Source organism: Acinetobacter sp. ANC 4973, assembly GCF_002135275.1.
GTDB lineage: Bacteria > Pseudomonadota > Gammaproteobacteria > Pseudomonadales > Moraxellaceae > Acinetobacter > Acinetobacter kyonggiensis.
Genome location: NZ_NEGM01000004.1, coordinates 1 through 26,997, shown reverse-complemented (window position 1 = coordinate 26,997; position 26,997 = coordinate 1). Strand labels below are relative to the sequence as shown.

At 39.4% G+C, this 26,997-nt stretch carries 29 protein-coding genes and 4 tRNA genes; 19 read left to right on the top strand and 14 right to left on the bottom strand.

The window, feature by feature from the left end; all coding sequences use genetic code 11:
- Nucleotides 1–15 precede the first annotated feature (15 nt).
- From B9T30_RS06085 to B9T30_RS06060, 6 genes are all read left to right on the top strand, one after another.
- Nucleotides 16–107 (top strand) — tRNA-Ser (locus B9T30_RS06085).
- Nucleotides 108–122: 15 nt separating this feature from the next.
- Nucleotides 123–199 (top strand) — tRNA-Arg (locus B9T30_RS06080).
- Nucleotides 200–247: 48 nt separating this feature from the next.
- Nucleotides 248–324: transfer RNA gene (locus B9T30_RS06075), tRNA-Arg, on the top strand.
- 275 nt (nucleotides 325–599) lie between these two features.
- Nucleotides 600–676, top strand: a tRNA-Arg gene (locus B9T30_RS06070).
- Nucleotides 677–931: 255 nt separating this feature from the next.
- The gene (locus tag B9T30_RS06065) at nucleotides 932–1,429 is read left to right on the top strand and encodes a YcxB family protein (RefSeq protein WP_086184218.1); all 498 of its coding nucleotides are present in this window, start codon (nucleotides 932–934) and stop codon (nucleotides 1,427–1,429) included.
- A gap of 40 nt (nucleotides 1,430–1,469) precedes the next feature.
- Nucleotides 1,470–2,108: a fumarylacetoacetate hydrolase family protein gene (locus B9T30_RS06060; RefSeq protein ID WP_086184217.1), complete on the top strand. Its 639-nt coding sequence runs from the start codon at nucleotides 1,470–1,472 to the stop codon at nucleotides 2,106–2,108.
- A gap of 108 nt (nucleotides 2,109–2,216) precedes the next feature.
- On the opposite strand, the gene B9T30_RS06055 is transcribed toward B9T30_RS06060, so the two are convergent.
- Nucleotides 2,217–3,365: a DUF389 domain-containing protein gene (locus tag B9T30_RS06055; RefSeq protein ID WP_086184216.1), complete on the bottom strand. Its 1,149-nt coding sequence runs from the start codon at nucleotides 3,363–3,365 to the stop codon at nucleotides 2,217–2,219.
- A 44-nt stretch (nucleotides 3,366–3,409) separates the two neighbouring features.
- Nucleotides 3,410–4,204, bottom strand: a complete 795-nt coding sequence (locus B9T30_RS06050; RefSeq protein ID WP_413772558.1) for a helix-turn-helix domain-containing protein — start codon at nucleotides 4,202–4,204, stop codon at nucleotides 3,410–3,412.
- Between the two features lie 106 nt (nucleotides 4,205–4,310).
- Here B9T30_RS06050 and B9T30_RS06045 point away from each other — a divergent pair, with 106 nt between their 5' ends.
- Entirely contained in the window at nucleotides 4,311–5,231 is a 921-nt protein-coding gene (locus B9T30_RS06045) for a DMT family transporter (protein ID WP_086184214.1), read from the top strand.
- On the top strand, nucleotides 5,224–6,117 hold the full coding sequence (gene yddG / locus B9T30_RS06040; RefSeq protein ID WP_086184213.1) for an aromatic amino acid DMT transporter YddG: 894 nt from the start codon (nucleotides 5,224–5,226) through the stop codon (nucleotides 6,115–6,117). Before B9T30_RS06045 ends, yddG begins: the two co-directional genes overlap by 8 nt.
- A gap of 92 nt (nucleotides 6,118–6,209) precedes the next feature.
- On the opposite strand, the gene B9T30_RS06035 is transcribed toward yddG, so the two are convergent.
- A complete protein-coding gene (locus B9T30_RS06035; protein ID WP_086184212.1) occupies nucleotides 6,210–7,457 on the bottom strand; it encodes a YihY family inner membrane protein in 1,248 nt (415 codons plus the stop codon).
- 113 nt (nucleotides 7,458–7,570) lie between these two features.
- On the opposite strand from B9T30_RS06035, the gene wrbA reads away from it, so the two are divergent.
- Nucleotides 7,571–8,182, top strand: a complete 612-nt coding sequence (gene wrbA / locus B9T30_RS06030; protein ID WP_171264128.1) for an NAD(P)H:quinone oxidoreductase — start codon at nucleotides 7,571–7,573, stop codon at nucleotides 8,180–8,182.
- A gap of 123 nt (nucleotides 8,183–8,305) precedes the next feature.
- Here the strand turns inward: wrbA and B9T30_RS06025 are convergent, their stop codons facing one another.
- Nucleotides 8,306–8,665 (bottom strand): hypothetical protein, encoded by a 360-nt coding sequence (locus B9T30_RS06025; RefSeq protein WP_086164609.1) that lies wholly within the window; start codon nucleotides 8,663–8,665, stop codon nucleotides 8,306–8,308.
- An 825-nt stretch (nucleotides 8,666–9,490) separates the two neighbouring features.
- Nucleotides 9,491–9,661, bottom strand: coding sequence for a hypothetical protein (locus tag B9T30_RS16475; protein ID WP_171264127.1), 171 nt, complete (start codon nucleotides 9,659–9,661; stop codon nucleotides 9,491–9,493).
- Nucleotides 9,662–9,725: 64 nt separating this feature from the next.
- Between B9T30_RS16475 and B9T30_RS06020 the strand changes: the two genes are divergently transcribed.
- A complete protein-coding gene (locus B9T30_RS06020) occupies nucleotides 9,726–10,046 on the top strand; it encodes a hypothetical protein (RefSeq protein ID WP_143223195.1) in 321 nt (106 codons plus the stop codon).
- Between the two features lie 132 nt (nucleotides 10,047–10,178).
- Here B9T30_RS06020 and B9T30_RS06015 read toward each other — a convergent pair whose 3' ends face one another.
- From B9T30_RS06015 to B9T30_RS06005, 3 genes are all read right to left on the bottom strand, one after another.
- Nucleotides 10,179–10,754: a xanthine phosphoribosyltransferase gene (locus tag B9T30_RS06015; protein ID WP_004650431.1), complete on the bottom strand. Its 576-nt coding sequence runs from the start codon at nucleotides 10,752–10,754 to the stop codon at nucleotides 10,179–10,181.
- Between the two features lie 90 nt (nucleotides 10,755–10,844).
- Nucleotides 10,845–11,558 carry a DUF3108 domain-containing protein gene (locus B9T30_RS06010; protein ID WP_086184209.1) on the bottom strand — a complete coding sequence of 238 codons (714 nt, stop codon included), beginning with the start codon at nucleotides 11,556–11,558 and terminating at the stop codon, nucleotides 10,845–10,847.
- Between the two features lie 166 nt (nucleotides 11,559–11,724).
- Nucleotides 11,725–12,405, bottom strand: coding sequence for a hypothetical protein (locus B9T30_RS06005; RefSeq protein ID WP_086184208.1), 681 nt, complete (start codon nucleotides 12,403–12,405; stop codon nucleotides 11,725–11,727).
- A 239-nt stretch (nucleotides 12,406–12,644) separates the two neighbouring features.
- On the opposite strand from B9T30_RS06005, the gene B9T30_RS06000 reads away from it, so the two are divergent.
- Entirely contained in the window at nucleotides 12,645–13,523 is an 879-nt protein-coding gene (locus tag B9T30_RS06000; protein WP_086184207.1) for an energy transducer TonB, read from the top strand.
- A gap of 17 nt (nucleotides 13,524–13,540) precedes the next feature.
- Here the strand turns inward: B9T30_RS06000 and B9T30_RS05995 are convergent, their stop codons facing one another.
- From B9T30_RS05995 to miaB, 4 genes are all read right to left on the bottom strand, one after another.
- Nucleotides 13,541–13,945: a hypothetical protein gene (locus B9T30_RS05995; RefSeq protein WP_086184206.1), complete on the bottom strand. Its 405-nt coding sequence runs from the start codon at nucleotides 13,943–13,945 to the stop codon at nucleotides 13,541–13,543.
- Between the two features lie 349 nt (nucleotides 13,946–14,294).
- Nucleotides 14,295–14,777 carry an rRNA maturation RNase YbeY gene (gene ybeY, locus B9T30_RS05990; RefSeq protein WP_086184395.1) on the bottom strand — a complete coding sequence of 161 codons (483 nt, stop codon included), beginning with the start codon at nucleotides 14,775–14,777 and terminating at the stop codon, nucleotides 14,295–14,297.
- Nucleotides 14,778–14,807: 30 nt separating this feature from the next.
- Nucleotides 14,808–15,881, bottom strand: a complete 1,074-nt coding sequence (locus B9T30_RS05985; RefSeq protein WP_086184205.1) for a PhoH family protein — start codon at nucleotides 15,879–15,881, stop codon at nucleotides 14,808–14,810.
- A gap of 38 nt (nucleotides 15,882–15,919) precedes the next feature.
- The gene (gene miaB / locus B9T30_RS05980) at nucleotides 15,920–17,374 is read right to left on the bottom strand and encodes a tRNA (N6-isopentenyl adenosine(37)-C2)-methylthiotransferase MiaB (RefSeq protein ID WP_086184204.1); all 1,455 of its coding nucleotides are present in this window, start codon (nucleotides 17,372–17,374) and stop codon (nucleotides 15,920–15,922) included.
- A 363-nt stretch (nucleotides 17,375–17,737) separates the two neighbouring features.
- On the opposite strand from miaB, the gene B9T30_RS05975 reads away from it, so the two are divergent.
- The 5 genes from B9T30_RS05975 to B9T30_RS05955 all read left to right on the top strand — a co-directional run bounded on the left by B9T30_RS05975 (nucleotide 17,738) and on the right by B9T30_RS05955 (nucleotide 22,395).
- Nucleotides 17,738–19,711: a lytic transglycosylase domain-containing protein gene (locus B9T30_RS05975; RefSeq protein WP_086184203.1), complete on the top strand. Its 1,974-nt coding sequence runs from the start codon at nucleotides 17,738–17,740 to the stop codon at nucleotides 19,709–19,711.
- Nucleotides 19,712–19,745: 34 nt separating this feature from the next.
- Nucleotides 19,746–20,402 carry a ribonuclease I gene (locus B9T30_RS05970; protein WP_086184202.1) on the top strand — a complete coding sequence of 219 codons (657 nt, stop codon included), beginning with the start codon at nucleotides 19,746–19,748 and terminating at the stop codon, nucleotides 20,400–20,402.
- Nucleotides 20,403–20,572: 170 nt separating this feature from the next.
- Nucleotides 20,573–21,559 carry a malate dehydrogenase gene (locus B9T30_RS05965; protein ID WP_086184201.1) on the top strand — a complete coding sequence of 329 codons (987 nt, stop codon included), beginning with the start codon at nucleotides 20,573–20,575 and terminating at the stop codon, nucleotides 21,557–21,559.
- Nucleotides 21,560–21,771: 212 nt separating this feature from the next.
- Entirely contained in the window at nucleotides 21,772–22,032 is a 261-nt protein-coding gene (locus tag B9T30_RS05960; protein ID WP_086164600.1) for a DUF2789 family protein, read from the top strand.
- Between the two features lie 105 nt (nucleotides 22,033–22,137).
- Nucleotides 22,138–22,395 carry a DUF2789 family protein gene (locus B9T30_RS05955; RefSeq protein WP_086164599.1) on the top strand — a complete coding sequence of 86 codons (258 nt, stop codon included), beginning with the start codon at nucleotides 22,138–22,140 and terminating at the stop codon, nucleotides 22,393–22,395.
- A 123-nt stretch (nucleotides 22,396–22,518) separates the two neighbouring features.
- Here B9T30_RS05955 and B9T30_RS05950 read toward each other — a convergent pair whose 3' ends face one another.
- Together B9T30_RS05950 and B9T30_RS05945 are read right to left on the bottom strand one after the other, a co-directional pair.
- Complete coding sequence (locus B9T30_RS05950; protein WP_086184200.1) at nucleotides 22,519–23,046, bottom strand: hypothetical protein; 528 nt, start codon at nucleotides 23,044–23,046, stop codon at nucleotides 22,519–22,521.
- A gap of 94 nt (nucleotides 23,047–23,140) precedes the next feature.
- Complete coding sequence (locus B9T30_RS05945; protein WP_086184199.1) at nucleotides 23,141–23,743, bottom strand: 2OG-Fe(II) oxygenase; 603 nt, start codon at nucleotides 23,741–23,743, stop codon at nucleotides 23,141–23,143.
- Between the two features lie 116 nt (nucleotides 23,744–23,859).
- Here B9T30_RS05945 and B9T30_RS05940 point away from each other — a divergent pair, with 116 nt between their 5' ends.
- From B9T30_RS05940 to B9T30_RS05930, 3 genes are read left to right on the top strand one after another with little or no spacing between them, the layout of a single operon-like run.
- Entirely contained in the window at nucleotides 23,860–24,717 is an 858-nt protein-coding gene (locus B9T30_RS05940) for a 23S rRNA (adenine(2030)-N(6))-methyltransferase RlmJ (RefSeq protein WP_086164596.1), read from the top strand.
- Between the two features lie 44 nt (nucleotides 24,718–24,761).
- Nucleotides 24,762–25,589: a CDP-diacylglycerol--serine O-phosphatidyltransferase gene (pssA, locus tag B9T30_RS05935; RefSeq protein WP_086184198.1), complete on the top strand. Its 828-nt coding sequence runs from the start codon at nucleotides 24,762–24,764 to the stop codon at nucleotides 25,587–25,589.
- A 39-nt stretch (nucleotides 25,590–25,628) separates the two neighbouring features.
- A complete protein-coding gene (locus B9T30_RS05930; protein WP_086184197.1) occupies nucleotides 25,629–26,702 on the top strand; it encodes a DUF6670 family protein in 1,074 nt (357 codons plus the stop codon).
- The last annotated feature ends 295 nt before the right edge of the window (nucleotides 26,703–26,997 follow it).

The window sequence follows — 26,997 nt, the reverse complement described above, 5'->3', positions numbered from 1 at the left end:
ATGGCGGCTCGTTACGGTGAGGTGGCCGAGTGGCTGAAGGTACTCCCCTGCTAAGGGAGCGTGGGTCTTAAAGCCCACCGAGGGTTCGAATCCCTCCCTCACCGCCACGAATAACTTGAAATGCGCTCATAGCTCAGCTGGATAGAGCACTTGGCTACGAACTAAGGGGTCGGGAGTTCGAATCTCTCTGAGCGCACCAATCAAGTTAAACGTAAATGTAACGAATGCTGAAAAGCAACTCAAGTACGCGCTCATAGCTCAGCTGGATAGAGCACTTGGCTACGAACTAAGGGGTCGGGAGTTCGAATCTCTCTGAGCGCACCAACTTGAACACATCGAGAGATGTAAAATTGGAAGAAACCGCACCTGTTGCGGTTTTTTTGTATCTGAAATTTAGTACTTCTTTCTACAAAGTTTAAACTGAGTAGCTGACATTAATCAGCGGATGTTGGGTTTAACAAATACTGAATAAGGTTTTTGTTTAAAAAATAGCTGAAAAAATTGAATTTCGCCCAATAACTGTTCACTTGGTTCGCTATTTGTTAAAAAGCACTTAACAGATCAATGAAAATGCGTATAATGCAGCACATCAAGACGTCGCGCTCATAGCTCAGCTGGATAGAGCACTTGGCTACGAACTAAGGGGTCGGGAGTTCGAATCTCTCTGAGCGCACCAACTTGATCAAGACTAAAAAACCGCACATGTTGCGGTTTTTTTGTGTCTGCTCTATGGCTCAAGATTCAATTTAAGCTATCTCAAGAGTTATGCTTTTTAATTAGAATCATCATCTCGCTATGTTCTCCAATATCTGATGATTCATTCCAAAGTGTGTCTACAACGCTGCCTTGAAAACTTTGCATCCAGTATGAAGAAAGTGACAAATCTGGTGTAATATCTAGCGCAATTGTTGTAACAATTTGATGATGAATTATGTCTGAAACCCAGCCTGCTGTATCGGTACGTTATTTTTTAAACCTAGAAGAATCACAAGATGGTTTTGCCCTTGCCACCTTTGGTAAAAAGCAAATTACACGTTTTATTACCCCATTGGTAAGTATTGGGGTCATTGTTTGGGGCTTTATGCTCGGTTTTACTGGGGTTGGACGTTACTATGTTGCGCTTGGGATCTTCTTTCTGGTGATGCAACTGGTGATGCGTTACTGGTTTTTACCCATGATGTTTAAACGTCAATTTGTGAAATATCAGTTTGGTAAAAGTGAACAGGGCATCGAATTATTTCAGGATCATGCGGAAATTTATGCCAATGGCCGCAAGCAGGTTTTCAACTACAATGAAGTGCAAAACTTTGCCATAGGCAAGTTGACCTATATGATTGAACTGAAAAATCGTACGGTGGTGATTGTGCCTAAGCGTGCTTTTGAGCAGTCTGCGGATCAGAGCGTATTTGAAAATACCTTTAAAAAGTAAAGTTTAAAACAATGTCATAGATAAATAAAAAGGGAAGCTTATGAGTACACGTCCATCTAAAATTGTCTGTGTCGGTCGTAGCTATGCAGACCATGCCGAAGAACTAGGCAATGCTATTCCTGATTATCCAGTGCTGTTTATGAAGCCACCGAGTAGCCTATTAAGTTTAGAGAAAGGGATTAGTTGGAATCCTGCATGGGGCAATTGCCATCATGAGTGTGAATTGACGTTACGGATTGATAAAACCTTAACGGCAGAAACGGATCCAGCCAAAGCTTTAGCAGCGGTGGGTGCGGTTACTTTGGGGTTGGACTTAACTTTACGTGATTTACAAGATGACTTGAAAAAGAAAGGTCAGCCTTGGGAACGTGCCAAAGCTTTTGATGGTTCCTGTGTATTGGCGGATTGGGTGGATGTTACTGAAGTTAAAGACTGGAAGAATGTACATTATACTTTGCATGTCAATGATGAGCTGCGTCAGATAGGCGATACGGCATTGCTGATTTTTGATATCGCCACTTTGCTTGCTGATATTAGTCGGGTCTTTACCCTAGAGCCAGGTGATGTGGTGATGACAGGGACACCGGCAGGTGTGGCTGCATTGAAATCGGGTGATCAGTTGAGTATGACTTTACAAGGACAAACCCAAGATTTTGTTTGGAAAACGTTTGTAAAATAGTTTTTAAATTAAATCGAACAAAAAATGAAAAATAGGCTCGATTGTAGAATTGGGCCTATTTTTTATCTAGATTTTAAGTACTAAGTAGGGTCAAGCAAGCATTCTTTTTTATTTATTTCCTGTACCAATGGCGAGTTCTTGTGCTTCTTGATCATTGAGATGAACGCTATGTAGTGCGCGTGATTGTATAATTTGTATAGGAATAAATCGAATTTGTAAATAAGAGGGATGACCATTTCGATCTGCTGCAAGTTGAGTATTTATTTTTTCAATTTCAGCGTAAGTTGGAGGCAGATCACCCCGAATACTGGCACGAACGACAGTAAAATTTTCACGCGGATCAAATTGAACAATATCAATCACATTGTTATTTACATTTAAACTTTGACTAATTTGTTGCTTGATTTGAGTCTCATAGAGTTGTTTATGGATCGATTGAATGAGGTTGAAGGTCAAATAAATGGCCAGAATCATCAGGATAATCAAACTAATACTATTTCGTTTAATGAACCCCCAAATACTGTTGACTTCTTCATCTGAACCACGTCTAAAACCTGTAATCCATAAAACTAAAGATGAACTCACTTGAATCGCAATCATATTGGTAAAGGCCAGTAAAAAAGCATTGGCTGAGTTTTGCAGTTGACCATGTGCCAATAAAATACCACTCGCAACTAAAGGTGGGACTAATGCTGTTGCCACTGCAACACCCACCACTGCAACAGATAAGCGCGGTGAAACAGCCGCAAAAGCACCCGCTGCACCACCCGCCAATGCAATCATGAGGTCAATGGTCGTCGGTTTCGTGCGTGCGAGAATTTCATGGGTAATGGGAAGATCAAAATGAATCAACCCCATGATGATCCCAATGCTATAAATCATCATGACCCCTAAAGATAGGGTACTTAATGCGGTTCGTAATAAAATCCAGCGCGCATCAATAAAAGCCAAGGCGATTCCTGAAATAGGCCCTAACATCATGGCAACAAGCATTGCACCGATAACCACAGCCGTGGAATCGGCCAATAGACCATATCCAGCAATAATTGCTGCTAAGGCATTCATAATAAAAAATGTTTTACTCGGAAGTGCATCCGCTTGAATATTTAAGCGCACTTGTTTATGGTCAATTTTTTTTGAATTTTCGCGTAAAGCCTGTTTATATCTCAGTTTTTCTTTTAACAGCTCATATTTATTTTGATCAGGGTTATGCTCATCAATAATAATGGTGGGAAGATCTTGTTCTTTTTTTTTCATCATTTTCTCAATAAAATGAATCTGTATATACATGATAGCAAATTTTACTTATACAGTTTCCGAAATTGATCGGGCGTACATTGCATCCAACGCTTAAACATATTAATAAAGGCTGAGGCATTGGCATAACCTAAATCTAAAGCAATACTTTCTACAGTTTTTCCCTGATCTAACATCGACATCGCTTTGGTGACTTTTAAGCGTTGTCGCCATTCATTTAAAGATATTCCCAATTCTTTTTGACTGTAACGTGCCAAAGTTCGTTCCGTCATATTCACGTCTTGGGCAAGTTGTTCTAAGGTGCTGTTATCCGACGGATGTTGATGTAAATAATCAAGAATTTGTTTTAAAACAGGGTGGTCGGAATGGGGTAAATAGCTTCCCACTAGGGTGGCATGATGCAACTGATCCAGTAAAACATGTAATAGACGTAAATGTTCAGGATCATCTTTATCTTGTGGATGTTGCTTAAGATGTTGTAATAGCGCCGAGACTAAAGGTGAGGTCAGTAAGATTCCTGCTTGTTTCGGCATTTTTGTACATAGGTTTTCATGAATGTAGAGTGTGCCGTGTGAAACTGCGGTGCGATTTAAACCACTATGTTCTAAATGTGGCGGTAACCAGATGCCATAAGGCGGAGGGGGAATATAATCAATTTGATCAATATTAATTTCCATTACCCCATGAAAGGCATAGATAAACTCGCCCCAAGCGTGTCCATGTGCAGGATAAATAGATTGTGCTGGTGCATGGCGAAACTGAATCCATAACGGGGCAGAAATTTGATTATTGGTGATGAGTTTTTCTAAGGACTGTTCATTTGGGCGTCTTTTTTTCATCATGAATTCGAATGCCTGAATAAGAAGATCTTTTGTCTACTTTGAATTATATATTTAAAATATGACAGGTCTATAGTGTGCTGATCTTTTAAAATGAGTCAGTATTGTGGGCGAGAGGAAAAGACTCGATGCACGTGCATCTGGTTTAATGATTGTATTGTGTATTGTTTGGGGGCTACAGCAAGTGGTACTCAAAATTGCTGCGGCTGATATTTCCCCTATCATGCAAATTGCCATTCGTTCGGGGCTTTCTGCTTTGCTGGTTTTTCCACTGATTCAATTGCAACAAGGCTCTCATCTTTATTCGAAAGCGTATTTATGGCCGGGGATTTGGTTGGCTTTTTTATTTTCTGCTGAGTTTTTATTGGTTGCACAAGCCCTGACGTTAACTTCGGCTTCACATACCGTGGTTTTACTTTATACAGCCCCTATTTTTGTGGCTTTAGGTTTGCATTGGAAATTGCCATCTGAGCGTTTATCTAAGGTTCAATGGTCTGGGATTTTGATTGCTTTTATGGGAATTGTGACGACATTTATTGGCCGAGAAAATTTGCTTGAGCAAGGGTTTAGTCAAGTCCTATTGGGGGATTTGTTGGCATTGTTGGCGGGTATCATGTGGGCATTAACGACAATTTCATTACGTCTAAGCAAATTAAATGAAGCCCATCCCACCCAAACCTTGTTTTACCAATTACTGGGTGGTTTTGTATTTTTATTTCCTGCGGCTTTTATATTGGGGCAAGCGGAAATTCATTGGACTTATATTGCAATTGGTAGTTTGGTTTTTCATACCCTGATCATGTCCTTTATGAGTTTAATGTTGTGGTTTTGGTTGTTACGTAACTACTTAGCCAGCCATTTAGGAGTCTTTTCTTTTTTGACGCCCATTTTTGGTCTGCTTTTTGGGGTTTTATTGTTAAATGAAAGCATTGAGCCCAATTTTATTTTCGGGACAATATTGGTGATGGTCGGAGTATTGGTGGTGAGTATGCAGGATTGGATTAAAAGAAAATTACACTATGTTTAAGTCTAGCAATTCAGCCACATTAATCGGTTTGTCCTCTATTTTAATTTGGGCAAGCTTGGTTGCTGTGGTCAAACTGATTAGCGAATCTTTAACGCCTATTTCGGCTATTGCGCTGATTTATAGTTTTAGTGCGCTGTGTATTTTAGTACTCAATGGACTACCTCGTTTTCAACAGATGTCTAAAGCTTATGTCTGGGGCTGTGGTGCTTTATTTGTCAGTTATGAAATTTTATTTTTGCTTTCGATTGCCTTGTCACACAATCACGATCAAGTGCTTATTATTGCTATGATTAATTATTTGTGGCCTCCATTAACCATTGTATTTTCAATACTGGCAAAGCAGCTGCATTATCATGGCGCGGTCATTTGGGGATTTATTCTTTCTGTTTTAGGTTTATTGTTGGTGGTCAATCCAGAGATTTTAAATTTATCTCAAATGATGCATATTTTACAGCAGAATCCAATTGCCTATTTTTTTGCATTTTTAGGTGCATTGCTGTGGCCCTGTTATAGCGTATTGACTAAAAAATATGCCCAAGGGCAAAATGCCGTCCCGCTATTTTTCATGGTGACTGCGCTGGCTTTGTGGGGAATTCATTTTGTGCTGAATGAGCCTTTTATTGTTCCTCAATTTAAGATGTGGTTAGTCATTGCCGTTACTGGTGGTTTGGTGGGAATTGCTTATAGTAATTGGAATCAAAGTTTACAGTTTGGCAATATCAAACTGCTTATTCTTGCGACTTACTTTATTCCAATTTTATCTTCTTTGATGTCGATGCTGATTTTGGATGCACGACCACAAATGAGTTTTTGGATCGGAACGCTTTTGGTGACTTTGGGTGCAATCATTTGTTGGAAAAGTACCTCAGAAACGCCATCAGAATAACGATCTTTTGCCCTGTGAAAAAGGTGAGAGAAATAGTCATTCTGATTGACATGAGGTATTTCTGTTTAATTAATCAATGACAAGAGCCTACTTTATTTTTCTTCCAAAATTTTAGACAGGGGAATCGCCAATTTTGCAGAAAGGTAATCATCGGCTTCAATGAGAGCAGGTCCCAGTTTTTGCATCCACTCATCGTCAGGGTGGATATTACCTACATCTTGACGTCGTGGCAGTGGATAAGGTAACTGCGTATAGAAATGCCAGAAATCGACTTGGGTTAAATTACGCACTAAAACAAATTCATTATTGTCGGTACGTCTGACCAAATTTTGTTGTTCTAGCATTAAGACATAAGAAGGCCAGCGTCCAATTTCTCCACGTCCTAAGACGTCCAGTGCTTCTTCATCGGACACACTTTCGCCAACGTGTTGCTTTTTATAAAACAGTTCTAGCAAGTCCAAGAGCATAATGACTGGATGGCGTTTTTGTTCTTTATCCGAATGAAAAGCAGTTAGCGCGTAACTAATTTCAACGCCCAATAACACGATATTCCATGACAAAAAAATCCATAACAAGAAAATAGGCACTGCGGCAAAAGCACCATAAATAATTTCATAACTGGTGAAATTGGACATAATAAAGCCAAATAAATGCTTTAATAATTCAAATACCACCGCACTAAAAGTACCGGCAATGAATGCAGCTTTAATCGGAACGCTACGATTTGGAATAGTCCAATTTAAAATAAAAAAACCCAGTATGGTCAGTGCGAAGGAAATACACCAAAAGATCAATGCACCATCGACCTCATAACCAGCAAAATTATTGCTCAGTACATTGAGTGATGCCACAGCAGATGAAATTACAAATGCGCTGCCGAGTAAAATGGGGCCAAGTGAAATAATGGTCCAATAACGCATAAAGCCAATAATGCCACCACGCGTTTCTCGAACACGCCAAATACGATTAAAGACCGTTTCGATATTGGTCAGCATCATGACCGTGGTGATAAACAGAAATAAAATACCAATGACCGTCAAGTTGCTAGATTTATCGGTAAAGGCATTAAAAGCCTTGTCAAAGGCAATGGTGGTTTTAGGTAGAAAATTGCTATAAATTAGTTGTTGTAATTGTTGTCTGGCTGGCTCCAGCGCTTTAATCGAAGAAATGATGACCAAAAAAACCGTCAGCATGGGCACAACAGCAAAGAGGGTGGTGTAGGTTAAAGATCCTGCTTGTTCACGGCAACGATCTGCTTCAAAACGGCGTATGACAAATAAAACAAACTGAAACCATGTCTTGTCATAAAAGTGGAGTTTTTTTAAATACTTTTCTAACATAAATATAAAGTCTCAATTTTTTAATCATCTTTATGAATTTTCATGACTAAGCTTAACCAAAAAATGGGAAAAATACCGTATAGTTTTCTTTTTCAGCTTCGTTTATAAAAATTATGCAGCCTTACATCCTTGTTTTATATTACAGCAAATATGGTTCAACTAAAGATATGGCGCATTTAATTGCCAATGGTATTGAAGCGACAGGTATGGCGGTAAAAATTCGGACGGTGCCCAATTTATCAACTGTTGTGCAACAGGCAGAAGCAAGCATTCCTGCGGATGGCGATATTTATTGTACTTTAGATGACTTAGCACTGTGTTCAGGCTTGGCTTTGGGTTCACCGACGCGTTTTGGCAATATGGCCAGTGAAATGAAGTACTTTTGGGATCAGACCACCAGTCTTTGGTTAAACGGTGCATTGCATCATAAACCGGCTTGTGTTTTTACCTCATCAGGTTCTATGCATGGTGGACAGGAAAGTACCTTGCTGACCATGCTGCCGCCGTTGTTTCATCATGGCATGATGATTATGGGCTTACCAAATGCCAATCCTGCTTTATCCAATACCAAATCGGGTGGTACGCCATATGGCGCAAGTCATGTCAGTGGGCCACGTCATGATTTAGGTTTAAGTCCAGATGAAAAAATCCTCTGTGTCGAACAGGGGAAGTGTTTGGGGAATGTGGTGCAGAAGTTACAGCTAAGTGCATCATTGATCGTGTAGAAAGTGAGTTTAATCAGCCAACTTTGTAAAATTTATAATTTTTTGAACGGTCTCAAAAAGTCCAAGGCACATTGAAAAATGAATTGCTTTGGACTCTTGAAGATCAAGCTAAACCATGACGGTTTAAACTTTTTCTTTAAAGCGATGATTGCATTTTAAACATTTGTAATCTAAGAACACATTTTTATCGATAATAACACCCGCTTTTTTGCCAAAGATATTACCTAAAACACCACCAGTAATACCGACTGCAATTGCGCCAACAAAAGTCCCAACCGTTCCACCAAAAATCACACCCAATGGACCCGCGACAGCTCCGATGGCCGCTCCAGTTGATGCGCCCGTTGCCGCACCACCAACCGTTCCTGCTGTCGCACCAGCAGAAGTCATTAGAATGCCACTAATGGTTCTTAACTTTTGTTCGTGGTCTCGTTTTTCAACTTCAGCAGAGCCGCATTTAGGACATAGCATAGATTTTTCCATCAACTATTTATCTGTTCTTGATCTTGTGAGGGCGTGTTTAAAATACGCCACACAGATAATCAATCGTTACAACCAAGCATAACAGCATGTATATTATCAGGCATGCTGGAATATTTCATATCCTGTTAATTCTAGCTGAATCACAGCATCGAAGTTGATCTGAGTTGTAAATAGACAAGCTTATACAGGGTGGAGGAATAGAGAGAAAAGATATTTATGCTTTATTTTTTACATTAAGCGTAAACGCATGGATATGCTTGATAATTTCTTCTAATAAAATTGTGAAACTTTGATCAATAACTGTAGAACGCTATGTTTTATGTAAAAAAGCCCAATCGGGTGGGGTTTGGTATTTTTAAAATGCGTTATCATACTGATTTTATATGATAATTTTATTAAATTTTGTACAGGATTTATTGTGTTGATTTTAGAAAAATGTAATTAATGATTGGACTATAAGTATTTTATAATCGAAATATAATTCCTTAGAGCTACACTCAAAGAAATAGCATTCAATTTAATAGACCAGTCTTTATTGTTATATTTTCCACTTAGAATACACGAACCTGTCCAATACTCTGTATCGTAGGAATCTAGTTCAGCCTCTAAATCATAAGAAGTTGCATGAATTATTTTATTACAGCACGCTCTAATTGAATGTTTGAAATACCCACTCTTTACTTCAACTATATTAGGAATATGATCAAAGGCTTCTTTGTCAGTACTATACGTAGGATTATGTTCTATAGAAAAATCATAGCTATCCTGTAAAAATCTAGTTCTAGTTGCACATGAAATTAAACTACTACTTGCAGTTTTAATTAATCAAACTTTATATTCCATTATTTCTGAAGAAAAACGGGTCACCATAAGAGGCTCTTCTATTTCTGGATATATATTTTGAAGAGCAGATATAGATTCTTTACTAGTAACAGCTAATTGTTCTAAGAGACGTGCTTCATTTGTAATAGAGTCATAATATATTGGGTGAGACATGAGACTTAGCAAGCTTATAGAGAATCAAAGATTCATATTTTATAAATCGGGGAAAAGCTTAATAATGAAAAAAATATTTTTATTGCTAATTTTACTTTCGTCAACACAAGTATTTGCTGAAAAAATAGATGATTGTGAGGATTTCTATGAAATTGCTAGAGAAGTTATGACAGTACGTCAAAGTGGTATGGATCAGATGGAATATAGAAATGCTATTAAAAAACAATTTAAGGGTAGAGAATTATCTCGTAGATTAAATTTAATAGATGAGGCATACACTAGACAATATTATGGACATATTCCAGAACTACAAGAAGGTATAAAGGTTCAAATTAAGACATTTGCCGAACGAACTTATAAGTTATGTAAGCGTGGTGAATGGTAAGTTTAAATTTCCATCCCATTTAACACAATGGTCGTTATACGAATCTAGTTTATAAGCCCCAAATAAAAATGTCCGGTTTCTCCAAAATAAAAAAAGAGCGCCTAAGCGCTCTTTTAAAATTCAGACCGAAACTCAGTCACGAACAAATTCAACTGTACCGTTACTTAAAGATTTAACACGAGCCAAAGACTCAACTCGGTAGCCTTTCTCAATAAGTAGATCACGACCTGTTTGGAAAGATTTTTCAATCACAATACCGACACCAATAACTTCTGCATTGGCTTGGTGAATCAGGTCAATTAAACCTAAAGCAGCTTGACCATTTGCCAAGAAATCATCAATCACCAATGCTTTATCACTCGCGTTAATATGCTTGTTGGAAATCGCAATGGTGCTTTCAGTTTGTTTGGTGAAAGAGAATACTTTAGAGCGATATAAGTCATCTTTTAGGGTTAAAGATTGATATTTACGCGCGAAAATGACAGGCACGCCTAGTTCTAAACCTGCCATTACTGCAGGAGCAATACCTGAAGCTTCAATGGTAATAATCTTGGTGATGCCTGCATCTTTAAAGCGAGCAGCAAATTCTTTACCAATTTGCTGCATCAATACAGGGTCAATTTGATGATTCAAGAAAGCATCAACTTTCAGAACTTGATCAGATAGAACGATACCTTCATTTAAGATTTTCTGTTCTAGTGCGTGCACAGGAGAGTCCTCTAAGGGCGGATGCTTTTTCAAGCAAAGGCGTATTTTAAAAAGGCGCTGAAAAAATGCAAGCAAAATTGATCAAATCGATTAATTCGTGGAGCCTTTATACCCAGTTAGCAGCAAACCGTACGATGTTTTGCCATCTTGGTGAGAAACTTTCACTGGTACATAATCAAGTTTAGGTGCTAACCAAAAAATGGTATCGCGGTTTGGCTTATCATGTTTCATGATGACTTTAATGGTATCGAAAGTTCCATAAGAGGTTTTTACTTTCTCTGAACCTTGTTTGACAAATTTACGTGCTTCAACTTCTTTCGCATCTGCTATGGCATAACTCGATTTTAAACCGGAGGCTTTTAAGTCTTCACGCAGTTGTAATTCTGCGTTTAGTTCATCCAGAACACCTGCTTTCCATGCAAAAGAACGTGCTTTATCATCTTTCTTGGTGGAAATAGTTTTAGTGCTTGGGTTGAATTTTATGCTCATGGTGTTGTTATGCACTAAAATTTTACTGCTGCGACTAAAGCTATCTGAAACAATCTGGTTGCCATTGAAGCTAAAACGACTGGTTTCCGTGGCAGATGCGATAGCACCCGCTTTTGCCGTAAAAACATAAGTCCAGTTATTGCCCGACTTGCTTAAATTACGTGTTGCCGAGCCCATATTTTTGCCGTTATAGCTAAATTGATAACTTGCTTGGAATGGACTTATGGCAAATGCTTGGTTTGAGAAACCAGCAAACAACAGTGTAGCGGTTACACCAGAGGTCATCGCAATTGTTTTCAATACATTGTGAGCCATAAGTACAGTCTTCCTATGAAGTTTGAATAAAGTGCAAATTTCTTGCTTGGTTTCTATTATGCACTTTGATTATGAAGATAAAATTCGAAATTTTGTCCAATCTGTATTTTTATGTAGTTTTTTATGGGGATAAAAATACAGATTCCAATTTTGAAAACAGTTCAGTTTATTTTTGCTTAATTGAACTGGCTTTTGTATCCGCTAGATCATCTTCTACGCTCCAGTTGTCTACTGGTTCTTCCGACATTTTTCTAAATAAAGCAGTCAGATTGACATTGCCAATGATCACCAATTCAGCTTCGCGTAATACGGCATGGTTGACATGAACTTTGGCTAAGGTGTCGATAATTGAACGGTTTTTGCCTAACCAGCGATTTAAGTCCAAATGCAGTAAATCATCTTTAACTTTAATGACTTTTAACTTTTCAAGAATCATACCTAAAGGATCTTTATTTAGGACTTTTTGGTAGAAAAATAAAGCAAAGTTGACCGCAATTTTTTGCACTATATTTTTAAATTTCGCTTCAATAACGGTCGTATCACCGATTTGTTCAAAAACAATCAGCTGGATATCTTTATTCATTTCCATTTGAATTAGTTTTAAATCGACAGAAAGCGTAATGTATAAACCTTTGACATCGAGTGTTGCATATAAACGCAACCAGTCATCATGTAAGTCTGCATGCAGATCTTTGAGCATAGAGACATTGTCGGTGACAAAACGCTGAAAAGTGGCATTGAGAAAAACTTGGGATAATGGGAAATCACGCTCATCTTCAATAAATCCCTCTGCTTTTTGGTACACTTGACGTATACGTTTAGAGATATTGGATATTAGCGTTTGCATATAAAGCATCCTAGCAAGTGAATCTTTTTGGACTTCGATAGGTTTTGTCGAAAGTATTAAAAATACAAGTATTCCATCTTGCAGTTTAGCAAAATTAATTGCACCATTTTCATGATTTTAATTCTATGCAGTTCGCTTATTGATTGAATTCTCGTTTTTTATTCAAAAGTGGAAGCTGTATTTATTTTATGCTGTTTTTATACAGTTTGGGGAACCAGACATTTTGTCGGTTTAATGTGATGCTTAAGAAAATCAGTTTTACACCTTTAATGTATGCGTGGTGGAAAGATCCTATTTTTAGCGGCGCAGTGATTTTAGCTGCCGTTCTGCATTTAATTATTTTAACTTTGCAATTTGCAATGCCGCAAGAAAGTGATGCCGCAGTAAAAGAGATTGCGGTGACTTTGCGTCCCACGAAGGACAAAGTTGAAAATGCTGATTTTTTGGCTCAGGCCGATCAGCAGGGTTCAGGCACATTTCGTGAAGCACACCGAATGTCGAGCGATATGCCAGCACCCATGCTTGAGCAAAGTGCTGGTGAGCAACAGCAAGAAAGTTTAGAGAAAATACAACAAAAGCGTGAATTAAGCTTTGATGAAAAAGTTTTAATGACCACCTTAAGTTGGAAAAAGGAAGCAGAACAAAATCAACGTAAAAAAGCGATGCAAGAGCTGAATAGTCAGTTTCAAGCCAAAGCAGCGATGGTGGCAAGTTTAGAAGCACAATATTTACAACGACAGCAAAACTTTAGTCGTCAGCAAAAGATTAAAACGGTCGATGGGATTCAGGCAAAACAAGATATTTCAGCGGCTTATTTAGAAAAATTTCGCCAAAAAGTTGAATTTTACGGCAACCGTTATTATCCCGATGCGGCCAAGGCGCAACAATTGGCAGGGGAAGTGCGTTTAATGGTTATTCTAAATAAGAGCGGCGGAATTCGTGCCATTCGTTTAATTGATAGTTCAGGACATGGTTTGCTTGATGAGGCAGCCAAAGCTTCAGTGCGTAAAGCCGCACCTTTTGGTGCTTTTGATCAAGGTATGAAAGAAATTTCAGAGCTACGTATAGTGCGAACTTGGCGCTTTGATCCAGCCGAAGCTGAATTTGAAGTGAAATAAGCCGAATTTAAATGGATTCATGGCAATGATTCAGCAAGGCGATAAACACCATCTTGCTGTCCGCCAAGCCAAGTTACGGCTAAATTTTTGTCATGAATTTCTAAACGGGTTGGGAATATTTCTAATTTTTTGGCATATTTGGATGCTGCTTTTAAACCAATACAATTGCCATTTTTCCACCATGTTCCTTCAGCATATTGATCTAATGCACCGACTGCAAGATACCATTTAAATTTGCCATTGGGTTCAAGTAAAAGTTCAGAACCGACCTCCATCACACCTTGTAAATAATAATGTCCTGCCCACGCGCTATCTGTCGTTTGAAATTTTGCTTCGGTACAAACCGTTTCGTTATTGGCGTAGAGCTGTGAACTGAAAGCTAAAGAAGAAATGCAGAAGAGTGCAGTCAGCATTTTTTTCATGAATGTGCCCTTATATTTTGATTGGTCTTTAAAGGTATTTTTATTTTCTTGGATTGATCTTTTATAAGAGAAGTAATGTTTCTTTTCAAGCAAAGAATAGTGAATCTGGTTTAAAAGGTATGAATAAAAAGAGAGTTTTTTATGCTTTTAGAAAAAATTTGGATGAGAATGATAAAAATTTTATTAGATTTACCCTCCACCTAACCTCCTCCCACAAGGAGGAGGGACTACCGATGTTAAATTAAGATTGAAAGTTCCCTCTCCTTTAAGGAGAGGGTTAGGGTGAGGTGAAGCCCCAATATGGAGTATAAAAAAGCGAGCATTACGCTCGCTTTTAAATTGTCAGATTCTAGTCTTGCTCGGTATAAGGGTTATCAAAACCGAGTTTTTTTAGAATTTCAATTTCTAAAGCTTCCATTTCCTCGGCATCTGCCTCAGAGGTTTCATGGTCATAACCCATTAAATGTAATGTGCCATGAACCAACATATGGGTGAAATGCTCAATCGGTGTTTTTTGCTGATCTAGCGCTTCTTGTAAAACCACAGGAATACAAATCACCAAATCGCCAATTGGGAATGAATCTAAAATTGCCGCCATTTCATCGGGAAGGTCGCTTGGAAAGGACAATACATTGGTCGGTTTGTCTTTACCACGATATTCCAAATTCAGTTGCTGGCTTTCAGCATTGTCGACACAGGCAATACCAATTTCGCAGTTACTTTGTGTTGCAATGTGACGTAACGAGGTTTCTACCACCTTTTTGAGGTAAGCACGTTTCAGCACCAATTCAGGCGCTTGAAAATTTTGCTGTAAAGAGAGGCTAAGTTTCAACATGAATCCTTAATTCATTGAATATTTGAGTCAGTCTTGAGCATCGGCAGCAGCATTATTTTCAGCAATCAGCGCTTCTTGAAGGGCTTTGCGTTCTGCACGCGCTTCTGCACTTAGACGGTGTTGTTCACTGTCCCATCCTTCATAGGCTTCGACAATTTTTTGTACCAGCTGATGACGTACCACGTCACGAGAATGGAAACGAGTAATATGAATTTCTTTCACGTTTTCGATGACACGCAGGGCATGAGATAGCCCCGACTGTTGACCACGTGGTAAATCGACTTGAGTAATATCACCCGTAATCACGGCACGTGAACCAAAACCTAAACGGGTCAAAAACATTTTCATCTGTTCAGGTGTGGTGTTTTGCGCTTCATCTAAAATCACGAAAGCATGATTGAGGGTACGACCACGCATATAAGCCAGCGGTGCGACTTCAATCACTTGACGTTCAATCAGTTTAGCGACTTTTTCAAAACCCAGCATTTCATATAAAGCATCGTAAAGTGGACGCAAATAGGGATCAATTTTCTGGCTTAAATCGCCCGGTAAAAAACCAAGTTTTTCACCGGCTTCAACGGCGGGACGAACCAGTAGAATACGCTGGATTTCATTGCGTTCCAGCATATCGACAGCAGCGGCAACGGCAAGGTAGGTTTTACCTGTGCCTGCCGGACCTATACCAAAAGAAATATCACTTTGCAAAATACGTTGTACATAACGCTTTTGGTTTGCACCACGTGGGTTAATTCGACCTTTACGCGTTTGTAACCAAACCTCGTCTAGGCCCGTATGTTCTTGATCAGGATCGATTTGTAACTCACGATCGGTCTGACTGCCTTGAATCATCAAATGTAGTGTGTCGGCACTGATTTGTTGAGAGATTTCGGCTTCTTCATGTAAGCGCTGCAATAAAACCTCAGCTCTCTCAACCGTATCAATATCACCATCGATAAAAAAACTATCACCACGGTGAGAAATTTTTACATCTAAACGTTGTTCGATTTGTTTCAGATGACCGTTATAAGCACCAAGCATGCTTTTTAAACGATCTACTGAAATACCCGGAAAAGCCACTGTACGTCGAATCGCTGCAGTCAAGAGATATCCTTTTGGGAAGTTAAATCTATCTGCTTACATTACGCCACGTCAGGCTCAAGATTCAATAGCTCACCGTAAACAAAATTCAAAGTTTTAATTTCGGTAATTTCGATTTCTGCAAAGCGACCAACCCATGCTGCATCACCAATAAAGCTGACATAACGTGTGTTATCGGCAGTACCCACCAACAGGTTTGGATCTTTATCCGAGACATTTTCAATCAAGACGCGTTGAATCGTGCCCAGCATGGCATCTGTTTTATCAATACTCGAACGTTTAATCCATTTTTGAACTTTGCCAAGACGTTCTTTTTTCACATCTTCAGGCGTACTATCTGGTAATTCAGAAGCGGGTGTACCCGGACGTTTGGAATAGATAAAACTATAAGAATGGTCGAAATCTAAATCTTGAATGAATTGATAGGTTTCTTCAAAGTGTGCATCGGTTTCACCCGGGAAGCCAATAATGAAGTCACTCGATAAATGCATATCTGGACGCACTTGGCGTAGTTTCGCAATTTTATCGATGTAAACATCAATGGTATGGTTGCGCTTCATGGCTTGCAGAACATCATTGGAGCCACTTTGTACGGGCAAATGCAGATGTGAAACCATTTGTGGAAGGTCACGGTAGCATTCAATTAAATCATCGTTAAATTCAAGTGGATGTGACGTGGTATAGCGCAAACGACCAATGCCCGGAATTTCAGCCACTAAACGCAGTAAATCTGCAAAGGTACAAATGTTACCTTCGAAGGTTTCACCGCGATAACCATTCACGTTTTGACCTAAAAGCGAAATTTCACGCACGCCTTTTTCAGCCAAACCAGCAATTTCAGCCAGTACGTCATCTAGTGGACGGGAAACTTCTTCACCGCGAGTATAGGGAACTACGCAGAAAGAACAGTATTTTGAACAGCCTTCCATAATCGAAACAAAGGCCTTGTAACCTTCAACCCGTGGTTCAGGTAAAAAGTCGAATTTTTCGATGTCAGGAAAAGAAATATCCACCAACTTAATTTTATCTTTCTTTGGTTTTTCAATCTGTTCAGAATGCTGATCGAGCATTTGTGGCAAACGGTGTAAGGTTTGTGGGCCAAAAACCATATCGACATAAGGTGCACGTTTCTGAATGTTGTCACCTTCTTGCGAGGCTACACAACCACCGACGCCAATCACCAAATCAGGATTCTTTTCTTTCAGTTTGCGCCAGCGACCCAGTTCAGAGAACACTTTTTCTTGGGCTTTTTCACGAATTGAACAGGTATTCATGAGCAGAATATCGGCTTCTTTCGGATCTTTGGTCAGCACATAACCGTGCGAGTCGCCGAGAAGGTCTGCCATACGGTGACTGTCATACTCATTCATCTGACACCCTTGCGTTTCGATATACAGTTTTTTCACTGATCCGTCGGCTGGGGTGTGCTGTGGCTGGGTAACAGTGTTTTCTGAAGCAGCTTGGGCACTATTGGGAATGAAGGTTTGAACCGTCATGTAGGCTCCTAAAAATAAATCGAAGAAATCGCAATTAAATATACCCATTACCTTGAGGCAAAGGGCTCTAGTGAGCTGCCTTTTCCGCGCTATTTCAACGTATGCTTGAAAATGAATTTGGAAAAAGGGGGCCAGCCAGAATGATTAAAAATTACGATTTGAATAGAAGAAAGGCGCACATTTTAGCAGGAATTGAAGATAAACTTATAGTCATAAATAAGCAGACCAGAAGATTGATTTATGAGGTAAAAATGCTGGAAAATTAATATTGTCTAATCATAAGGTTACACAACAGAACAGTAGCGTAGTTTAATAGTAATTACACTATTTAAAAATGATTAGGTGCGATCAAGGCAACACTAAATGACGGAAGGCAAGCATATGTTCAATCAGTTAATCAATAAAAAATATTATAAAGTGCTTGCTTTAGGTTTGGCATCAGCAGGATATGTGTCGGTGACGCATGCAGCAGATGAGCAATTTAATGATGCTTTACAAGCAGCTAACACTGGAAATATCGGATTGCTGCAACAATTCCAAACGTCTATGCAAAATGATGTTTTGGGTTATTATCCTGAGTATTGGTCACTGAATGCGAATTTAGCGATCCAACCCGCGAGCAATATTGTTAATTTTGCCCAGCGCTATCCGCAATCCGCCATGGCTGAAAAATTAGCAGCGGATTACGTTGAAGAAAAAGTCAAACAAGCCGATTTCGCAACAGCACAACCTGTTTTGCAGTATGTAACCAATGCGGATCAAGCAGAAAGCTGTGCTGTGGCTCAGGTACGCGCAAAGTTGGGTGATTCTCTGGTTTTTGCTGAATATAAGGATGTTTGGCTAAACACCAATTCACAACCTGAACCTTGTATGGGTTTGGGGCGCATGATGCTCTCTAGTCCTTTAATGACAGAGCAAGACCGTCAACAGCGCTTATGGGGGCAGCTTCGAGCAGGGCAGTCGGGTCAGGCTTTGGCGACTGCACAAACCTTGGGGATGAGCTTATCGTTATCTCAACTTAATCAAATTCAAGCCAACCCGTTAAATTATTTATGGTCTGCACCCAAAGCATCCGCTACTGATCATGCCTATTTAGTCTTTGCGCTGGGACGTTTAGCCGACAGTGATTTAAATTCGGCAATATCATCTGTACAACGCGCGGCACAAGGAACACCTGTGCAAGTGCAAAAAGCCTTATATCGTGTTGTCGGATATATTGGCGGCACCACGGTGATGAAAAATAATTTCAATCGTGAAGTGTTGGATTATTTAGATGCCAGTTATGGATTACCATTTAGTGTCGAAGAAGCCGAAATTTACGCCCGTCAAGCCATTCGTTTCAGCAGTTGGGAAAGTTTAATTCGTGCCATTGATGCCATGAGTGTGTCGCAAAAACAAGAAGACCGTTGGCAATATTGGTTAGCACGTGCTTCTGAACAGCGCGGAGATGCCAGTTCTAAACGCACTGCACAAGAAATCTTTAAAAGATTGGCACATGGTGATGATTATCATAATTTATTGGCCAAAGATCACTTGGGGCAAAGTTACAATAACATTCCAAATAATGTGCAACCGTCAAACAGTGATATACAGCGCTTAAACCAAGATATTCATTTCAGCCGTGCTTTTGCTTTACGCCGTGTCAATGCACCTGACAATTATATTAATCGTGAATGGAATTGGGCAGTCCGTCAGGCATATTTAAAACATGATGATGGCTTGCTGCTTGCGGCAGCGAAACGTGCCACAGATATGGGTTGGTATGACCGTGCGATATATGCGGCAGACCGTACTGAAAATAAACATAATTATGCTTATCGCTATGCCATGCCGCACCAAAGTTATGTGGTTAGCCACAGTCGTAATGCAGGTATCGATCCTGCATGGGCGTATGGCTTGATGCGTCAAGAAAGTCGTTTTGTTTCAAATGCGCGCTCACATGTTGGAGCGGGCGGTCTCATGCAAATTATGCCAGATACCGCAAAACTCGTGGCGCGCCAGATGGGTGAAACTTATAACCCTGCGGCATTAACCGATATGAACACCAATATTCGCTATGGCACCTTTTATTTGTCTATGATTCAGAGCCAGCTCAGTAATAGTCCTGTTTTAGCCACTGCTGGTTATAACGCAGGGCCAAACCGAGCACGTCGTTGGCAACCCGATGTACAACCTATTGCAGCAGATCAATACACTGAAACGATTCCACTCATTGAAACTCGCGATTATGTAAAACATGTGATGACCAACGCAACGCATTATGGGGTGTTGCTTGGACAAGGTGCACAATCCATTGAAAAACGTATGAATATTATTCCATTAAAGAATAATCCTTAATCATTTTAATTTTGTTGATGGGTCTGACTTGTTAATGATATTTTTTGAGTACACAGCAGTTTTAACCCGGTTCGCACTGTTGATATCGAGCAGTGTCGGGTTGGGTATGTTTACATCTCATGTTTTTGCAGCGCCGGTGCAGGGCTATGTGATGCTGGTACAAATGACACCTGCTGTGTGTCTATTGGATACTCAAAAGTCAAAAAAACGAAAATGTTTAGAAGGTTATTCTCTGAATATTGCGGGTTTATTCCCTGAAACATCAGAGTCAGAATGCAAAACGGCATCTTCTGCGGCTTTATCACCATTGCAAGCGAAAGTTGTGGCACGTGTCATGCCCGATGAAAATGCACGAGTTCAGCTTTGGTCTGCGATTGGCGGTTGTATCCCGATGAATGCCAGTCAATATTTTCGTACCATAATTAATTATGCTGAACGGCTCAAAGTCCCTGCTGAATTGACCAGCCCTGAAACACGTCCTATGCATATAGCGAATCTTCGCTTACGGTTTTTACGTTTGAATCCGACTTTGCCAGTCAATGCGATTAAATTTAATTGTTCAGTTTCACATGGAACGCCTATTTTGACCGAGGTGAAACTGTGCTACAAAAATAATGGTCAGTACAAACAATGTCCAGCGACAGTTGAAACGAATTGTCCTGTGTCATTCATAATAAAAGGTTCTTACTAAGCGTTTTTTTGCAATTTTATTCATATTTCCCATTATACTTTTGTTGAAATCCATTCTCTTTTACATGCAACTGCCAAAAGATTGGAGTACAATCTTTCGCGTTTATGATGATTAGATTAAATGGACTAACTATTTAATCGCATTGAATATCCTCTATTGGAGATAATTAGATGAAGCAAGCAGTTCGTGTTGCCGTTACTGGCGCTGCAGGTCAAATTGGTTACAGCCTATTATTCCGTATCGCAAGCGGCGAAATGTTAGGTAAAGATCAACCAGTTATTTTGCAATTGCTCGAAGTTCCTTTTGAGAAACCTCAAGCTGCGCTTAAAGGCGTAATGATGGAACTTGAAGACTGCGCATTCCCTCTTTTAGAAGGTATGATCGGTACTGATAATCCAGATGTTGCATTCAAAGATGCTGACTACTGCTTACTTGTAGGTTCTCGTCCACGTGGTCCTGGTATGGAACGTGCTGAGCTTTTACAAGAAAATGCTAAAATCTTTACTGTTCAAGGTAAATCAATTAACGACCACGCAAGCCGTGACGTTAAAGTTCTTGTTGTAGGTAACCCTGCGAACACGAATGCTTATATTGCTATGAAATCTGCTCCTGATTTAAACCCAGGTCAATTCACTGCTATGCTTCGTCTTGACCATAACCGTGCGCTTAGCCAAGTTGCGGCTAAAACGGGTAAAGCAGTTAAAGACATCAAAAATCTTACTGTTTGGGGTAACCATTCTCCAACGATGTATGCTGACTACCGTTTTGCAACAATCAACGGTGAAAGCGTTAAAGACATGATCAACGACCAAGAATGGAATGCAAACGTATTCCTTCCTACCGTTGGTAAGCGTGGCGCTGCAATCATTGAAGCACGTGGTCTTTCATCTGCTGCTTCTGCTGCGAATGCTGCAATCGACCATATGCGCGATTGGGCTCTTGGCACAAATGGCGAATGGGTAACAATGGGTATTCCTTCTGACGGTTCTTATGGTATTCCAGAAGGCGTTATGTACGGTGTTCCAGTGACTTGTGAAAATGGTCAATACACGCGTGTTGAAGGCTTAGAAATTGATGCTTTCAGCCGTGAACGTATGGACGTAACGCTTGAAGAGTTAGAAGGCGAACGTGCTGCGATTGCTCATTTGTTTAACTAATTGATTTCAGCTTAAGCTGATTTTGAATTAGAGAAAAAGCACTCCACTTAGGGGTGCTTTTTTATGCTTTAAAAATATGCATAGTTGTCAATAGAGATAAATTGTCACCTTGTGTTGAACAAAAAATAACATGCTGTGATGTAGTGACAACTGAACTTGCAGAGGCTTCGGTCTAACTTAGAAGAAAGTAAGCAAGATTTGAGGAGAACCCTATGTTTGATCAGCAGCCGACATTAGAACTTTTTTTTGAACAATTGGGACTCGACGCGAGTGCAGAAGCCATCGATCGGTTTATCGAAACACATCAATTGACCATGGATATACCGCTGCATAAAGCTCCATTTTGGACACCGTCACAGCATGATTTTATTATCAGTCATTGGAAAAAAGATGATGATTGGGCAATGGTGGTTGATATTTTAAATGAGCAATTACATGTCGAAAATCAGCTTTTAGGGTCATGCGAGCTGTGAATACAAATTGAAACAACAAACCTAGTTTTATGACTAGGTTTTTTTATCAATATCTTATAAGTTAATTGAATAATAAATGACAGATTAGTTGATAAGGAGGGCGAGATGCTCAATCAAAATACACCATCCTTAGCATTATTGTTTTCACAATTGGGGTTGGCGAATAGCCCAGCAGCGATTGAATTATATGTGCGCACCCATCAATTACCCGCACATCAAAATTTACACGATGCCTCTTTTTGGAATAAATCTCAGCGAGATTTTTTGATTAGTCATTTGGTGCAAGATGATGACTGGGCGATGTGGATTGATGAATTAAATCAGCAATTACACTTGGATGCCTATAAATTACAGGTGGTCTAGACCACTATAAATGTAAAACCTATTTTGCTTGTGTCTGGCTGTATAAGTGTTTTGTAAGCGTTCGTGATATTAAAAAAAGACATAAAAAAGCTCCTGATTTCAGGAGTTTTTTAATTTTTAAGCTTAATGCAATTTACTTTGAATCAGTTTCGTAAACCAAAATTCTTCGTGTAGGACTTTAAACGAAGGATGCTTCTGTAGTAACTCTAAATCAAACTCAGCTGTTTGACGGTATTTACCGAGCCAGTGACGTGTCAGTGCAGTTTCATTTCTAGAAATCGATGCATAGGCAAGGAAAAAGTAAATATCACTATGCTCATGTTGGCTCAGCGGTTTTAAAATTTGCTGGGTAATTAAAGCGAAATGCTGTTCCTTGGTAATTTCGAAATACAACATATAGGCTTTTGCGAGATGCAAGGACAGATTTAAATACAAAGACATCGGCATTTCTTCATGTTCAATCCGTGCTTGTTCTAGCAGCACCACGGCTTCTTGCAAAAAATGAATCTGTTCTTGACGCAAATTACTAAAAATCACCAGTTGTAAGCGTAAATCTGCACGTTCTAAAGCGAGGGCAGGTGTATTGTTTTCCAAATACAATTGGTCTGTCTCACCGATACGCTCGATAACTTGTTTTGTATTTTCAAACATTAGCCTATACCTCTTTGATGAATGCTCAGTATATCGGGGCAATCGCACGAATTTAAAGGCAAATCTCGCATCCTGTTTTGCTTATGATCAATACTTAGAATAAGTTTTGACCGCTACGTAACCAAGCGGTAATGGATAAACGTTGATGTTTGGCTTGAATCACTTCATGTAATAAATCACTTTGAAACAGCGCAATACGGTTTGGTTTAGGTTGAATGATATGCCATTGCTCATTTTTATCTTGTAGATGTAACTCGCCACCCCAGTCCTCTTGCCAATCTTCATGCAAATAATAAACCGTAGAAATGACTCGATCATTTTTCTTTTGTGGGTTGTCACGGTGCAAAGCATAATATTCTCCTGCGTTATAGCAGGCAAAATGTGCTTCGACTTCTTTTATACCCAAATAAAAATTTCGATTTAAATCTTGAGAGAGCGCTGTCAGGGTTTCGATATGTTGTTGTGCTATTTTTAATTCATCGTTAATCCAGAGAATATGGTCACTACGAATTTGACTGACCACCCCACTTTGAATCGCGGCATCACGGAAAAGCTTGAGGTTCGCTGTGCATTCTTTAACTAAAGCATGTACATAGTTTAAAGGGTAAGCATTGTCAATGACGGTAAAACCATGTTGATCTAAATCTCCAATAATTTGATCAACATTCCAAGACTTTGGGAGTTGAATTGCATCCATACACATATACTCAAAAATGATATAGAAAAGGCTGGCGTATTCTAGAGCAAGATATCCTGCGGAACGAAACATTTTTTCATGCTAAAATGTCTGTTGATTATAGGAATTAAAGAAACATGAATTACCGTCACCATTTCCATGCAGGCAACTTTGCCGATGTCATGAAGCATGTGTTATTACTGCAACTTTTAACACGTTTAAATGCCAAAGATAAACCTTATCGCTATATCGATACGCATGGTGGTGCGGGTAAATATGATTTATCGACCTCTGCAGCACAAAAATCAGGTGAGTTTTTAACGGGTATTCATCGCTTAGTAAAGCTGGATGATTCAATTACCCGTAATGCACCTGAAGCCGTTAAGCAATATCTTAAAATTGTTGAAGATATGCGTGCTGGTTCAGGTAAGGGGGCTTATCCTGGTTCACCATGGTTTGCGCTAGAAGGCATGCGTGATATTGATCAAGCCACTATTTTTGAAATGCAAAAAGAAGTTTTTCAAGAATTATATTTCAATATTCGTGACCGCCGTGCAGGCTTGCATGAACGTGATGCATATGAAGGCTTGTTAGGGGTTATTCCGCCAAAAGAAAAACGCGGTTTAGTCATGATTGATCCACCTTACGAATTAGAACGTAAAGATTTTCCGCAATTGGTCGAATTGTTGACGACTGCACACAAAAAATGGCCGACAGGTGTTTTTGCTGTATGGTATCCAATTAAAGATCGCGCCATGATTGATCGTTTTGAAAAGAAAATGATGAAAACAGGTATTCGTCGTCAATTGGTGTGTGAAATTTGTGTATGGCCAGATGATACGCCAGTCGGTTTAAACGGTTGTGCTTTACTGGTGATTAATCCACCTTGGAAATTCTCACAAGATGCTGATGAAGCATTGCAGTGGTTATTCCCGCATTTACGCATGAGTGAAAATGGCGGACATGCTGCTGTGCGTTGGTTGGTTGGCGAATAAGATAGACGTTTAAGAGAGATAGGTTACAGTTAGGATCGATAAGAATGACAAGTATAAATAAACCTGAAAGTGAATCTTCTGCCCGCGATGAACATGCATTTGATGGCATCACTTTTGAAGTGGAAGAAGAAGAGCATACCCAAGAGGGACAAAAGGTGAAACGTCGTGGAATCTATCTGTGGCCGAATCTCATTACCACGGCAGCGTTGCTGTCGGGCTTTTACTCCATTATCGCGAGTATGAATGGTGATTTTACCCATGCCATTTATGCCATCTTTCTTGCCGCATTACTCGACGGTTTGGATGGTCGTGTGGCTCGTGCAATTGGTGCACAAAGTGCTTTTGGCGAACAATATGACTCGTTGTCTGACTTACTGGCTTTTGGTGTGGCACCTGCTATTTTAATGTATAGCTGGAGTTTGCATGATTTAGGTCGTATTGGTTTGGCCTGTTGTTTTGTGTATACCGCTTGTGCTGCATTTCGTTTAGCGCGTTTTAATGTGCAAATAGGCGTGGTCGATAAACGCTACTTTATTGGCGTTGCCAGTCCGTTGGCTGCCATTTTAATGATTACCATGGTTTGGGTGGGGCGCGACTTCCCAGATATTTTTGATTTACGTGAACTCAGTGTACAAATTACCAATGCAGTACTGATTGTTGCCGTTGGTTTGTTAATGATTTCCAATATTAAATATTATTCATTTAAAACATTTGATCGTAAACGTGTGCCTTTTGCGGTGTTACCTATTGCGGTATTTATCTTTGCTGCAATGACTTATAATATTCCTGTAGGTATTTTAGTGATTTCTATTATCTACGCACTGTCTGGCTTTGTGACCACATTTATGGCCAGAAAAAATACCACAACATAAAAATGAGATAGCGATACTGAAAATAAAAAGGAGCATGATATGCAGTTGTTTCACGATTTATTGGATCAGTCTAAACAACTCAATCAAGCTCCATTTCAGGCGCAGTTGGCTTACCATGCGCAAAAAGGTCGGTATAAAACCATTCATCAAGGCTTGATTATTCCGAACCTTCCCGCACCCTTACATTATTTAAATTTTCTAAGCATTATTGGTCAGCCCAATGCTCCAATGCTTCGCAATGAAAGTGCGATTCACTCCACTGCTTTAGATACCGCGACCATTATTGCCAGTGTCAGCCCGCATATGGTTGGGCAATTGAACTCTTATTCAATTAAACAAGAATGTCATTTTAAAAAAGAATACTTTCAATTTGCAGATCGGGAAATGATTTCAGGGAATTTTCCTCATTTTCGTATTCAGCGCAAAGATAAAGAGTTGAGTTTTGATTTATCCATTACCACCAGCAATATTATTTCTTATTTTACCAAGTTACGTATGGGGCTGGCGGATCATTGGTCTTTATTGTGTCAATGTGAAGGCGAGATTATTTATAAAGAACAAAAAATGGCAATTCGGCAAATGGGTTGTTTTGAATATGCACGCTCAATTAACTTTTCATATTTGCCTTTGGCGTTTTTTACCTATCAAGTGATTAATCTGAAAAATAATCGCCAGTTGCTATTGGCGCAAGTTCGAGATTCTTTTAACGGTATTTTGCAGTCTCGTTTGTATTTACGCGATGGCAAGACCGGCATTGCGCAAATGTTTGATGAAAATGTGCGCTTTAAAGTACATCGTGTTTATCCAAAGGTGAAAACGCCGAATGGACAAATTATGTATCTGCCCCGTGAATTTGAATGGGGTTATGAGGGTAAAGATGGCACATGTATTTCTGTGCAAGCGCAAAGTCGTGGAGATTTTAAATTTGGTTTAGCTGCTGGTTATGTTGGGAGCTTTAAATATCAGCTTAAAATGAATCATCATGAAGAAATTGGCGAAAGTGGCTACTGTGAATATATCGATTGTCGCTCATTAACATGGCAAGAAAAAAATAAACAAGAAAAAATGCGTGATGAATTTGCCAATTCTGTACCTTTTGCATGCAAAAAATAAGAAAAAAGACTAATTTTGAGTGATAAACACTCATCCGATAAAGAAAGTTAAAGAAAGGGGTTGCATGAGAATTTTTTTCCCCTATAATGCGTATCCATCGGCGGTGATGTTAAATAAAACCTCTGGTAAATCAATGAGTTGGTTGGATTGTTAAGATTTCGAATGAGATTTTAAGATTAGATTTAAACTTGGGTTTGTCGGAAAAGAATTTAACAAAACCTGTTGACTTTCTCTGGAAAGAGAGTAGTATAGCCGACCTAGCTTGTTGATGACGAATCAGCAAGAAGATCATTAA

Excerpts from the sequence above, each read along its gene's own strand:
- B9T30_RS05945 (WP_086184199.1), bottom strand. The coding sequence starts at position 23,743 with ATGGATGCAATTCAACTCCCAAAGTCTTGGAATGTTGATCAAATTATT.
- B9T30_RS16475 (WP_171264127.1), bottom strand. The coding sequence starts at position 9,661 with ATGTCTCACCCAATATATTATGACTCTATTACAAATGAAGCACGTCTC.
- B9T30_RS05970 (WP_086184202.1), top strand. The coding sequence starts at position 19,746 with ATGATATTTTTTGAGTACACAGCAGTTTTAACCCGGTTCGCACTGTTG.
- B9T30_RS06055 (WP_086184216.1), bottom strand. The coding sequence starts at position 3,365 with ATGAAAAAAAAAGAACAAGATCTTCCCACCATTATTATTGATGAGCAT.
- B9T30_RS06025 (WP_086164609.1), bottom strand. The coding sequence starts at position 8,665 with ATGGAAAAATCTATGCTATGTCCTAAATGCGGCTCTGCTGAAGTTGAA.
- B9T30_RS06020 (WP_143223195.1), top strand. The coding sequence starts at position 9,726 with ATGAAAAAAATATTTTTATTGCTAATTTTACTTTCGTCAACACAAGTA.
- B9T30_RS06005 (WP_086184208.1), bottom strand. The coding sequence starts at position 12,405 with ATGCAAACGCTAATATCCAATATCTCTAAACGTATACGTCAAGTGTAC.
- B9T30_RS05930 (WP_086184197.1), top strand. The coding sequence starts at position 25,629 with ATGCAGTTGTTTCACGATTTATTGGATCAGTCTAAACAACTCAATCAA.
- B9T30_RS05950 (WP_086184200.1), bottom strand. The coding sequence starts at position 23,046 with ATGTTTGAAAATACAAAACAAGTTATCGAGCGTATCGGTGAGACAGAC.
- pssA (WP_086184198.1), top strand. The coding sequence starts at position 24,762 with ATGACAAGTATAAATAAACCTGAAAGTGAATCTTCTGCCCGCGATGAA.
- B9T30_RS05965 (WP_086184201.1), top strand. The coding sequence starts at position 20,573 with ATGAAGCAAGCAGTTCGTGTTGCCGTTACTGGCGCTGCAGGTCAAATT.
- B9T30_RS05960 (WP_086164600.1), top strand. The coding sequence starts at position 21,772 with ATGTTTGATCAGCAGCCGACATTAGAACTTTTTTTTGAACAATTGGGA.
- B9T30_RS06060 (WP_086184217.1), top strand. The coding sequence starts at position 1,470 with ATGAGTACACGTCCATCTAAAATTGTCTGTGTCGGTCGTAGCTATGCA.
- yddG (WP_086184213.1), top strand. The coding sequence starts at position 5,224 with ATGTTTAAGTCTAGCAATTCAGCCACATTAATCGGTTTGTCCTCTATT.
- miaB (WP_086184204.1), bottom strand. The coding sequence starts at position 17,374 with ATGACGGTTCAAACCTTCATTCCCAATAGTGCCCAAGCTGCTTCAGAA.
- B9T30_RS05995 (WP_086184206.1), bottom strand. The coding sequence starts at position 13,945 with ATGAAAAAAATGCTGACTGCACTCTTCTGCATTTCTTCTTTAGCTTTC.
- B9T30_RS06000 (WP_086184207.1), top strand. The coding sequence starts at position 12,645 with ATGCTTAAGAAAATCAGTTTTACACCTTTAATGTATGCGTGGTGGAAA.
- B9T30_RS06050 (WP_413772558.1), bottom strand. The coding sequence starts at position 4,204 with ATGAAAAAAAGACGCCCAAATGAACAGTCCTTAGAAAAACTCATCACC.
- B9T30_RS06065 (WP_086184218.1), top strand. The coding sequence starts at position 932 with ATGTCTGAAACCCAGCCTGCTGTATCGGTACGTTATTTTTTAAACCTA.
- B9T30_RS06010 (WP_086184209.1), bottom strand. The coding sequence starts at position 11,558 with ATGGCTCACAATGTATTGAAAACAATTGCGATGACCTCTGGTGTAACC.
- B9T30_RS06035 (WP_086184212.1), bottom strand. The coding sequence starts at position 7,457 with ATGTTAGAAAAGTATTTAAAAAAACTCCACTTTTATGACAAGACATGG.
- B9T30_RS05955 (WP_086164599.1), top strand. The coding sequence starts at position 22,138 with ATGCTCAATCAAAATACACCATCCTTAGCATTATTGTTTTCACAATTG.
- wrbA (WP_171264128.1), top strand. The coding sequence starts at position 7,571 with ATGCAGCCTTACATCCTTGTTTTATATTACAGCAAATATGGTTCAACT.
- B9T30_RS05940 (WP_086164596.1), top strand. The coding sequence starts at position 23,860 with ATGAATTACCGTCACCATTTCCATGCAGGCAACTTTGCCGATGTCATG.
- B9T30_RS05975 (WP_086184203.1), top strand. The coding sequence starts at position 17,738 with ATGACGGAAGGCAAGCATATGTTCAATCAGTTAATCAATAAAAAATAT.